The organism is Virgibacillus sp. AGTR, assembly GCF_016919725.2.
Taxonomy (GTDB): domain Bacteria; phylum Bacillota; class Bacilli; order Bacillales; family Amphibacillaceae; genus Virgibacillus; species Virgibacillus salarius.
The window spans coordinates 23,712-34,836 of record NZ_JAJERH010000042.1; the positions used below are offsets into that span (position 1 = coordinate 23,712).

12 protein-coding genes are annotated in these 11,125 nt (G+C 37.7%); 9 read left to right on the top strand and 3 right to left on the bottom strand.

From position 1 onward, the window contains the following. Positions 1-18: 18 nt before the first annotated feature. The 4 genes from JUJ52_RS14905 to nth all read left to right on the top strand — a co-directional run bounded on the left by JUJ52_RS14905 (position 19) and on the right by nth (position 4,099). Positions 19-1,203 carry a pyridoxal phosphate-dependent aminotransferase gene (locus JUJ52_RS14905; protein WP_205388533.1) on the top strand — a complete coding sequence of 395 codons (1,185 nt, stop codon included), beginning with the start codon at positions 19-21 and terminating at the stop codon, positions 1,201-1,203. 21 nt (positions 1,204-1,224) lie between these two features. After that, the gene (asnS, locus tag JUJ52_RS14910) at positions 1,225-2,517 is read left to right on the top strand and encodes an asparagine--tRNA ligase (protein WP_121605098.1); all 1,293 of its coding nucleotides are present in this window, start codon (positions 1,225-1,227) and stop codon (positions 2,515-2,517) included. A 225-nt stretch (positions 2,518-2,742) separates the two neighbouring features. Beyond that, a complete protein-coding gene (locus tag JUJ52_RS14915) occupies positions 2,743-3,423 on the top strand; it encodes a DnaD domain-containing protein (protein ID WP_205388534.1) in 681 nt (226 codons plus the stop codon). 4 nt (positions 3,424-3,427) lie between these two features. Beyond that, positions 3,428-4,099, top strand: coding sequence for an endonuclease III (gene nth / locus JUJ52_RS14920; protein ID WP_026680987.1), 672 nt, complete (start codon positions 3,428-3,430; stop codon positions 4,097-4,099). Between the two features lie 293 nt (positions 4,100-4,392). On the opposite strand, the gene JUJ52_RS14925 is transcribed toward nth, so the two are convergent. Both JUJ52_RS14925 and recU read right to left on the bottom strand, forming a co-directional pair. After that, positions 4,393-7,197, bottom strand: coding sequence for a PBP1A family penicillin-binding protein (locus JUJ52_RS14925; RefSeq protein WP_205388535.1), 2,805 nt, complete (start codon positions 7,195-7,197; stop codon positions 4,393-4,395). Positions 7,198-7,215: 18 nt separating this feature from the next. Beyond that, positions 7,216-7,806, bottom strand: a complete 591-nt coding sequence (gene recU, locus JUJ52_RS14930; RefSeq protein WP_205388536.1) for a Holliday junction resolvase RecU — start codon at positions 7,804-7,806, stop codon at positions 7,216-7,218. Positions 7,807-7,926: 120 nt separating this feature from the next. Between recU and JUJ52_RS14935 the strand changes: the two genes are divergently transcribed. Next, a complete protein-coding gene (locus JUJ52_RS14935) occupies positions 7,927-8,892 on the top strand; it encodes a DUF2515 family protein (RefSeq protein WP_026680984.1) in 966 nt (321 codons plus the stop codon). A gap of 26 nt (positions 8,893-8,918) precedes the next feature. Further along, entirely contained in the window at positions 8,919-9,050 is a 132-nt protein-coding gene (locus tag JUJ52_RS23420) for a hypothetical protein (RefSeq protein ID WP_255637702.1), read from the top strand. 18 nt (positions 9,051-9,068) lie between these two features. Here the strand turns inward: JUJ52_RS23420 and JUJ52_RS14940 are convergent, their stop codons facing one another. Beyond that, positions 9,069-9,173: a spore protein gene (locus JUJ52_RS14940; RefSeq protein ID WP_200862547.1), complete on the bottom strand. Its 105-nt coding sequence runs from the start codon at positions 9,171-9,173 to the stop codon at positions 9,069-9,071. Positions 9,174-9,332: 159 nt separating this feature from the next. On the opposite strand from JUJ52_RS14940, the gene JUJ52_RS14945 reads away from it, so the two are divergent. The 3 genes from JUJ52_RS14945 (at position 9,333) to JUJ52_RS14955 (ending at position 10,701) form a co-directional block, all read left to right on the top strand. Continuing rightward, on the top strand, positions 9,333-9,548 hold the full coding sequence (locus tag JUJ52_RS14945; RefSeq protein WP_026680983.1) for a hypothetical protein: 216 nt from the start codon (positions 9,333-9,335) through the stop codon (positions 9,546-9,548). A gap of 65 nt (positions 9,549-9,613) precedes the next feature. Next, complete coding sequence (locus JUJ52_RS14950; protein WP_026680982.1) at positions 9,614-9,976, top strand: DUF1798 family protein; 363 nt, start codon at positions 9,614-9,616, stop codon at positions 9,974-9,976. A 317-nt stretch (positions 9,977-10,293) separates the two neighbouring features. Then, positions 10,294-10,701, top strand: a complete 408-nt coding sequence (locus tag JUJ52_RS14955; RefSeq protein ID WP_026680981.1) for a cytidine deaminase — start codon at positions 10,294-10,296, stop codon at positions 10,699-10,701. Positions 10,702-11,125 lie beyond the last annotated feature (424 nt).

Sequence of the window (11,125 nt, forward strand, 5' to 3'; positions counted from 1 at the left end):
CATAGAAAGGTGATATTAGTGGAACTAGCAAATCGAGTAAAAACCTTAACTCCATCCTCAACCTTAGCAATAACAGCAAAAGCCAAAGAATTAAAAAAGCAAGGTCATGATGTCATTGCTCTAGGAGCGGGTGAGCCTGATTTTAATACACCAGAATTCATTTTAAATGCTGCACAAAACGCAATGCGTGAAGGAATGACTAAATATACGCCATCGGGTGGAATAGTGGAGCTAAAACAAGCGATCGTATCTAAATTTAAAGCAGATAATCACCTGGATTATTCGACCGATCAAATTATTGTCACAACAGGTGCAAAACACGCACTTTATACATTATTTCAAGTATTGCTAAATGAAGGGGACGAAGTAATAATACCTGCCCCATACTGGGTTAGCTATCCAGAACAGGTTAAGTTAGCAGGTGGCAGTCCGGTATTTTTGACAGCAAGTGAAGAAAACGGATTTAAATTGACACCAGCACAACTTGAAAATGCGATAACTGATAAAACGAAAGCTGTAATTATAAACTCACCTAGTAATCCAACAGGTATGATGTATACAGAGGAAGAACTTAAGCAAATAGGAGAAGTTTGTTTAAGGCATGATATACTTATCGTTTCAGATGAAATTTATGAGAAGCTGATTTACTCAGGGGATCCACATATTTCAATTGCTCAACTTTCTAGCGATTTGCAGGAACAGACTGTTGTTATAAATGGGGTATCCAAGTCACATGCTATGACGGGCTGGAGAATTGGATATGCAGCTGGACCCATTGCTATCATAAAGGCAATGACAAGTTTAGCTTCACACTCAACATCAAATCCTACATCTATTGCGCAATATGCAGCTCTTGCAGCATATCAGATGGACGGGGAACCTGTCGAAGGGATGAAGCAGGTATTTGCCGAACGCCTAGAAAAACTCTATGAACTCTTACTTGAAATACCAGGTGTTACCTGTATTAAACCGAAGGGAGCCTTCTATCTGTTTCCAAATGTAGAAGAAGCATCAAGAAATAATGGATTTGCTTCTGTGGATGAATGGGTAAGTGCTTTGTTAGAAGAGGGAAAAGTTGCACTTGTACCAGGCTCTGGGTTCGGCTCACCAAATAATGTGCGTCTATCCTATGCCACATCAATGGAAGCTTTAATAGAGGCAGCTACACGAATAAAACGATTTGTATTAAAGCACCAATCTTAATCGTATCAGGAGGTAATTTTTTTGAAAATAACTATTTCACAAGCACCAGCACACAATGATCAAACAGTTACCATGGGAGCATGGCTCGCCAATAAGCGTTCAAGTGGAAAGATTGCCTTTTTGCAACTACGTGATGGTACTGGTTTTATACAAGGAGTAGTCGTTAAAAATGATGTCAGTGAAGAAACCTTTCAACTGGCTAAAAATTTAACCCAAGAATCCTCTGTTTACATAACTGGTAAAATTGTTGAGGACACCCGCTCTCCGTTTGGTTATGAAATGCAAGTAAGTGATATTGAATTAATACATGAGTCCATTGATTTTCCAATAACTCCTAAGGAGCATGGAACTGAGTTTTTAATGGATCATCGTCATTTATGGCTACGCTCTAAAAAACAACATGCTGTAATGAAAATACGAAATGAAATTATTCGCGCAACGTATCAATTCTTTAATGAGAACGGATATGTAAAAATTGATCCTCCTATTCTAACAGGTTCTTCCGCTGAAGGAACAACGGAATTATTTCACACAAAATACTTTGACGAGGAAGCCTATTTGTCACAAAGTGGTCAGCTATATATGGAAGCAGCTGCTATGGCTTTTGGTAAAGTATTCTCCTTTGGTCCTACTTTTCGAGCAGAAAAATCGAAAACACGCAGACATTTGATTGAGTTCTGGATGATTGAACCAGAAATGGCTTTTGTTGACCATCAAGAAAGTCTTGAAATTCAAGAGAATTACGTGAGCTTTGTTGTGCAAAGTGTTTTAGAAAATTGTAAGCTAGAATTACAGGTATTAGAAAGAGATACTGAAAAATTAGAAAAGGTAAAAGCACCATTCCCACGAATCTCTTATGATGATGCGATTGATCTTTTAAAAGACAAAGGATTTACGGATATTGAATGGGGAGAAGACTTTGGTGCACCTCATGAAACTGCGATTGCTGAAAGCTTTGATAAGCCAGTATTTATCACAAATTACCCAGCAGAGATTAAAGCATTCTACATGAAGCCTGACCCTAATCGTTCGGATGTTGTTTTATGTGCAGATCTTATTGCTCCTGAGGGATATGGAGAAATTATAGGTGGTTCGCAACGTATTGATGATTTAGAGCTTATGAAAGAGCGCTATGAACAGCATGACTTAACAGGCGAAGCCTATAAATGGTATCTAGAGCTAAGGCAATACGGTAGTGTTCCTCACTCAGGTTTTGGTCTAGGATTAGAAAGGACAGTCGCTTGGATATCTGGTGTAGATCATGTACGTGAAACAATTCCTTTTCCAAGATTACTTAACCGGCTTTATCCATAAATGAGGATTTTTTAAGTGACTAGCTATCAGCTTTTTTATCGCTAATTCCAATATATAGTCGGTTTAAAAGGAACAAACCTTAAACGTATAAGCGTTTATGAACCGCTGCTGTTTTTTGAGGTTGGGGTTTTTACAGCCCATTAACCTGTAATAAAATCCCTTGTCTTTTAAAGCAAGGGATTTTATTATTTTAACAACATGCTATACTTTTAATGAGGTGCTATGATGACGAAGCAAATTTCCATTCAAGATATATTGTTAAACCAAATACAGATTCCTGTAGAATTATTCTTAGCATATAAGGATTTAGGGCTCAATGAAAAGGAAGTAATGCTCTTATTACAGATTCAACGATTCTTACAGGATAGGGTTGATTTTCCTACACCTGATCAGTTAGCTGCCTATGTTACAATGGATGAAAAGGAATGTGCACATTTATTACGGGCACTGATTCAAAAGGATATGCTAGCTATTAAGCAGCAGGAAAGGGAAGGGGAGAAACTAAGTGAAGCTTATTGTTTAACCCCGCTTTGGAATAAATTATTTTCATCGGATACACAACAACAGGAAGCGTCTACTGACGGAACAATATTTATCTTATTTGAACAAGAATTTGGCCGTCCGCTTTCACCGTTTGAAATAGAGACGATAAATGCGTGGCTTGATCAAGATCATATTTCACCTGCTTTAATTAAAGCAGGACTAAGAGAATCTGTGTTGATGGGCAAGCTTAATTTTAAATATATTGACAGAATTCTAAGAGAATGGAAGAAAAAAGGAATCCATACAGTGGAGCAAGCTAGAAATGCAAGTAAGCAATTCCATTCTTCGCAAACAGGAACAAATCAGCCTACCAAAAAAAGAGATACCTCATTTTATTATAATTGGCTAGAAGGAGAAGACTAAGCAGATGCTGAATAAAAAACAGATTAGGTTTTGTTTAGATGAAATGAAAAAAATGTTTCCTTATGCTGAATGTGAACTGGAGCATGAAAATCCTTTTGAGTTGGTTATAGCAGTACTTTTATCCGCACAGTGTACGGATACATTAGTAAATAAAGTAACGAAAGAATTATTTAAGAAATATAAAACACCAGAGGATTATCTTGCAGTGCCTTTAGAGGAGCTGCAGAACGATATTAAGTCAATTGGTTTATATCGGAATAAGGCAAAAAATATCCGTAAACTATGTACCGTTCTTTTGGAGGAATATGGTGGTATTGTCCCCAAATCAAAAACAGAGCTTGTTAAATTAGCTGGAGTTGGTAGAAAAACGGCAAATGTGGTAGCATCTGTTGCATTCGGTGAGCCTGCAATAGCTGTGGATACGCATGTTGAGCGTGTATCAAAGCGTCTAGGTATTTGTAGATGGAAGGATACGGTAATAGAAGTAGAAGAAACATTGATGCGGAAAGTGCCAAAAGAGGAATGGAGCGAAACACATCATCGCATGATATTTTTTGGCAGGTATCATTGTAAAGCAAGAAATCCAAACTGTCCAGAATGTCCACTGTTAGAGGTGTGTAGAGAAGGACAAAAGCGGATGCGCACTGCTGTCCCAAAAGCAATAAAAAATGACTAAGGGATTTCCTTTTAATTTATCTAATTAAAATGGAGATCGCCTATGATTGAAACTTAACATGGGTACGGGATTTAACCTCCTCGACATCTCATTTACGGCTGTTGAAAAGACTCGAAGTCTGTGCAGACTTGATTAAGTTAAAACTGTATTCAGGCTATTGTCGATTACCTAACTTACCCAAAAGATTTAAAAGGTAATTTCAATTAAATACAAACCAAAAAACACCGACCATGATTTTTAAACATCATGGTCGGTGTTTCGTTTAATGGACTTTTGAGAATACCTCTTTATTATTATTGTTCTTCATCAACTGAATTTCCACTGTCGGGACCTCCGCCTTCAGATCCATCTTCACCACTATTTTCGCCTCCACCTTGTTGAGACGACCCTTCTTCACCACCATCTCCATCATCTCCACCAGATCCACCAGATCCACCATCTCCGTCTCCACCAGATCCACCAGGGTCACCGTTATTTTCTCCCGTTTCATCCGCAGGAACTGTCACGGTTGTATGTTGACTTTGTCCGCGGACTCCTTCGTTATTACCCTTTTTACCAACTGGTGTTACCGAGATGGTATAGCTTTGACCAGGCTGTGCACCATCAATTTTAAGACCGTTTGCTTCAACTGTCTTCGTTTGTCCGTTTACTGATACCTCGAAGCTGGCAGGCGGACCATTATAGTTCCACGAAACATCAATTTCTGAATTTGCCTCATTGTAAGCGGCTGATAATCCCTCAACAGCTGGAATTCCTTCTTCCTCTTCTTCGCCTGGAATTTTTACTTTCGTGGTTTTCGGTTCACTTTTCATTGATTCATCGTCATTACTGATAGCCACGACCTGAATAGTATAATTAGCGTCTGGCTCTACCTCTTTAATCACCATAGAGGTATCTTCTGTCGTAGAGAGTGTTTGCATTTTTCCATCGTTCATTTGTAATCCGACTTCAAATGATACATCTGCATCGGATTTATAATCCCATGAAACGTCAATCGTGTTACTTTCTTCGTTAAAGGTAGCCTTCAATCCGCTAACTGCATCTAATTTATCGAACTTCTCGGAGGTGCTGCTTGGCTCTGTTCCTTTTACGAATAGCTCCGTCAAAATAGAGGATGAAGGTGTAAATTCACTCGGCTTCGCCGCAGGGTTTGATCCTTTTTCAACCTTTGCTTCTACCACAGAATTTGGCTTAACAAAGTCTTTCGTCTCCACGTCTTTTGACAGTTCCGTCATAATGTTTTTGAATAGGGCATGTGGGATTTTCGTATGGCCGCTAGGAATTACATCACGGTGTCCATTCTCATCTGTATAACCACCTGTCCATACGGAAATCGTGTAATTCGTTGTATAGCCAGTAAACCATGAATCGGGGCTACCAGATTTATCTTCAAGATTGGTTGTTCCCGTCTTTCCTGCTACTGGTAAGCCAGAGATATTTGCAAGTTTACCAGTACCTTCTGTAATAGCAGATTTAAGCATATCTGTCATCATATATGCTGTGTAATCTGACATAACAGGCTCGGCCTTTGGTTTTAAATCAATGGTTCTTCCATCAGGAAATTCTACTTTGGTTACTGCATATGGTTCATTATACAATCCCTCATTACCAAATGCTCGGAATGCACCAGCTAGTTGTACTGGGGTAACATATGTTTGCGTTCCACCAATAGCATCTGTGATTGTAATTTTATCTTCATGGAAATTAATTCCAAGGCCTTCAGCAAATTTTTTGGAATTTTCATAGCCAACTTCTTCTAATGTTTTTACTGCCGGTACGTTTAACGATTGGTTTAAGGCATGGCGCGCTGTCATCCAGCCAGCGTATTGTCTGTTCCAATTTCGAACAGATTGGTCAGTTCCTGCTATTTCATATGGCTTATCATCGTTTATTTGATGGTATGTCGACATTTTATTATATTCTATTGCTGGACCATAGGCTATAATTGGTTTAAATGTTGAACCAGGTTGTTGCGGTTTTTGGAAGGCGAAGTTTAATTCCTTTTTCCCTTCGCTATTTCGTCGTCCGCCAATAGCTCGTATCGCACCATTCTTAGTGTCCAGAACGGCCAGACCTGCCTGCATTTCATCATCCGGATAAGGGATTGGATTATCTTCACTATCTGTTAATAAATATTCAACATGCTCCTGGGCACTTGTATCAAGTGTTGTATGAATCGTTAATCCATCTGTATTAATATCTGCACCATCTACTTTTTCTCTAACTTCTTCTTCCACCTTCTGTAAAAAGGCATCATAAGGAGCAGAATCAGGACGAGAGTCGGTTAACAGAGAAGAAATTTCCACTTCTCTAGCTTCATCGGCTTCTTTTTGTGAAATTTTTCCATGGCGCACCATCAATTTTAATACGGTATCCATTCTTTTCTTCGTTAGGTCTGGGTTATTGAATGGATCGTATGCTGTAGGTCGCTGTGGTAAGCCAGCTAAAATGGCAGCCTCAGGAAGTGTTAATTCACTTAAATCTTTTTTCCCGAAGTATGTCTCAGCAGCTTTAGCAACGCCATATGCACCACTACCGTAATAGATCTTATTTAAATACATCTCTAAGATCTCTTCTTTGGAGTATTCACGCTCCAGTTTTAATGCTAGCCATTGTTCTTGTACTTTTAAACTAATCTTTTTCTCAGGCGATAGGAAGGATTTCTCTACAACCTGCTGTGTAATGGTACTAGCACCTTCTGATCCAAAACCATTTGTTATATTGGCTACAATGGCACCACCAATACGTCTTAAATCGATTCCACCATGTTCAAAGAATCGAGCATCCTCCGTTGCTGTAACAGCATCAATTAATATTTTCGGCAATTCATCATAGCTTATTTTCGTTCTTTGCTTATCTCCAAGACTTGCAAATACTTCGCCATCCTTATCAAGAATTTGTGATGCTAATGGATCGGATAATTTTGCATCATCTATATCTGGCGCTGTAGCGATCCAATATGCAGCTGTCGCACCAGCGCCTAGTCCCATTACAACAAATATAATTAATAAGGACAGTACAATTTTTTTCCACATCGGTTTTTTCTTTGATTTTTTCTGTTTTCTTCTCGCTGTACGAGATTGGCTATTTTCTGCCATCACTTCATTCCTCCGTCTCTAAAAATAAAGCTCATCAATGATAGCTAAATAATCAATTCTTGCTTTATATTGAAAAGGGATGATATATCCTTCTTCCTGAATGGTTTCATAGGCAATCGATTTTTTGCCACCATTTAATTTGACGTTCCAGTGCACAAAAAGTTTCTCTGCAGGTAAAAAAAATGTTTCGTCATGTGCAGCAAATCGGATAATAATAAAACTAATTCCTCCATGGTCAACTACAGCCTTCATATGATCTATTTGATGTTCATGTATATTAGCTAGCGGAAACAAGGTTTTATTTTTAGTCTCTTTCGCTTCGAAATCAATATACCTATACCTATAGACCCCATTATAGTCAGTTGTTGATGCTTGTTTGAAATATGCTTCTGTAATAACTGCTGCACTTCGTTTTGGATAGTTTACCTTTACAATCTGTACTGGTGTTGGTTTTTTATAGATAACTGCTTTATTTGCTTTTACATAAAAAGTGTTCGTCTCATTAATATCTTCTTCTAATGTCATCCCTCGATTACTAAATATATTTGTGTTTTTTTTAGCGTCTTTTGGACGACTGATATTTTTTCTCTGCCCATTTGGGTAATTCATTTGTTGGTTCCTCCTTGCATAATACCATATAATATAAGAAAAAAAATACCATTTAAATAGTACGCATAAATATTACAGAATCGTGCATAGTTAAAACAAACTGTTGAAGGAAGGATGAAGATGTATCCAACGAAAGAACTTCAATCCTATGTCCATTATATAACAAATTCAACTAAATCACGAAATAGAGATAATATTAGCCGCACAACTGCTTATTTTAACTATTATTTGCAATTTCCAGAAATAAAATGGTCATACTTAGCAAGTCTTGTGTCTAGAAATGCAGGGTATAATATGACAGATCTATTGTTACCTCCTTATCGATTTATACTGGGTGATAAGGAGAGAGAGCGATTATTTATGACTTATGAACGCGCAAATTGGTTAATTTTCTCTGATGCATATCCGCAATTACTAATTTACCAGCTTTCAAAGCAACTGCGAGAGCCTGTATTTCAGTTATTAAAGGTTTTCCATGTGTCGGATTTTATGATAAAAGAATGGCATTATTTTTGGAAGTTCTCTGATGAAGATCGATTACTTCGAGCATTAATTATAAACGAACAGAATGTAATACATGGGCCAGTAATTGAACAATCATTTTTTAAAAAACGTGTTTTTCACAAGCTACCATACGTACTACAAAATCTACTTTTAATGAACGCAGTACTGTTACCAACAAAATCAACGAATTTGTATGGTGCCTATGTACAAAACTTCACAAGTTTAACCAATCGGATTAATCTCGGAAAAAAACTGGCATCAATATTATTTACCCCATCTGTGTATAATGAAACATTGGCATTTGCTATAGATTGCGAACATACCGGTTCAAGATATGATTATGAGCGTTACTTAGATCTCTCCTTCCAAGCGTCTCCATTCCTACGAATGGTATACCCTATTATTTCACATCAAGATAAGATTCGAACAGATTGGTATAAATCGGGGGGTGTCAAAAAGAAATGGACAAAGAATGTTGCTACTCCAACAAAAAGTGATATTGGCTTAACTTTCTATAAAAAACGTCAGCTTTTGTATGCTTATTACTTTATTCGGTCTGTGTTTAGTAGGCAGGAATTATAACGAAAGGAGAGGGGGGTTATACAAAATTGAATCGAGGTTCATTTGGTATGTTTTTGATTTCATTGGCGGAAAGCGGTATGTACTGTTGTGCAGTGAATAATGCATTTGAAAAAAACGAACTTATCAAAGGGCTGTCCAAAGGTATTTTTGACCTCTAGGACAGCCCTTTGATTTATTTACGTAGATGGTCGGTTAGGACCATCTAATTTCTTATCGCCCTTTTTTAGGGATTTTGACCGAATAGATTCAGTTTTTGTTTGGTTTTTCTTATTTTGTTTCATGTGAACTCCTCCTTCAATTATTAGTTTGTCAAAAACACATAAATTAATGAGTTTTATCACCTGTTTTGTAAGCTTCGTTCTAGTTTTGTCGAACAGGAAGGATTGAATGGCTCTAAACCGAATACTAGTAGTAATAACTTAACCAAGGGAGGAGATTATATGTCATTTGCTATCAGGAATCTCCATACAGCTAATCCAGGTGCCGATCGGAAATCGGTTGAATTATCATTGCAACAGTTATCAGATCAGGTACGTTGGCTGGATCAAAAGCTTATGATGAAGGTTGAAAATGAAATATCTGATCAATTTCAGGATAGAATGAATGAAATGAATGCACTAAAAACGACTTTAAAGAGAGTGGAGGGGAATTATTAAAAAAAACATGTCCATTATGTTAAAATAATCCTAATAGCAAACTTTGTTAAAGGCGGATATTCAACATGGACATAAAGAAACAAACAGAATTATTAAAAGAGCATGTAGTTCGATTAAAGGATAAATATGAGCAAAACGATCCTCCTGAAAATCGAAAAGATAAAGCTTTGTTTTTAAAGGTTAAAGAAGAAACAACGCCTATTTATGAGATGTTACAACAATGGGAAACGGGCACGCTGCGAATGGTAAAAGAAAGGAAGCTAACTATTCATCCTCAACAGGTGGCTTCTACAAAAGAAAATATGGAACTGCTACTCATGCATAGTTACTATATAGATGTGAGAAGAAAAAGATACATGGAATTAAACCATTCCATTCTCTATATTTTTGACCAAATTATTAGAGAGTTGGAGCTGGGGCATAACTAAAAAGTTCCATTTAAAAGACGAACTATTTGGTGGTTCATTTTTTTCTTAGTCTAGGAAATTTAGCCCAGGGGGATAAATATGGGCATGTTGAGCCACGTCCAGCCTCAGTACCGAGAAATGGAGGCGACTTCACGAATCGCTCTACGCTAAGTCATCATCGGCTCGCAAGCACACCATGATTCTTTTATCTCCATTGACTCGCCCCAGTTGCTACGTTCTAAACGAGCGCTCGCACTTTTGTTCTGTTCCGAGCCTCTTTACAATCATTTGATTTTTACTTATAATAACCTTCCATACTGTGGAGAAGGGGATAAATAATGACTGCTAAATATGAATTAGTGAAAAAAGCCATTCGTATAAGGGATAACGCTTATGTTCCTTATTCCAACTTTCCTGTAGGAGCAGTTTTAAAAGCAAAATCAGGAAAGCTATATACAGGATGTAATATTGAAAATGCCGCGTATCCAGTGTCGTGTTGCGCTGAGCGTGTCGCCATATTTAAAGCAATCGCTGAAGGGGAGAAGGAGTTCACGGAAATGGCTGTTGCAGCTGACACAGATCGGCCAGTTCCTCCTTGTGGATCTTGCCGTCAAGTGATGAGTGAATTCTTTACAGCAGATATGAAGATTCATTTAACCAACCTAAAAGAGGACACTAAAACAGTTACGATGGAAGAACTTTTACCTTTTTCCTTTCAGCCATCTGATCTAAATAAAGAGACGTAAAGGGCGAGGGTTTGCCTTTTTAGAGAACCTCATTGAAAACGTAGATTATTGATAATATTTGCTCTATTTCTTTGTTCATAAAAAGGGCTGCTCAAAGTCGTTTAGACTTATGAGGCAGCTCCATTTTTTGTAGTCTAGGAAATTATAAAAATTGAGCATGAGGATAGACGTGTTGAGCCGTGTCCAGTCCCAGCGTCCAGAAACTAGGCTACTTCATGAATTGCTCTATGATAAGTCATCATTGGCACGCAAGCTCACCGTGATTCCTTTATCTCCGTTGACTCGCTCCAGTCGCTACGTTTCTAATCGGACATTTGCGCTTTTGTTCTAAGTTAAGAAAGTATAAAATCAGTGCAATGACTGCGTTAAGCGAAGTAGTTATTTTGAAATGTTTGATGTATATTGGCAATGCTCCGACTAATTA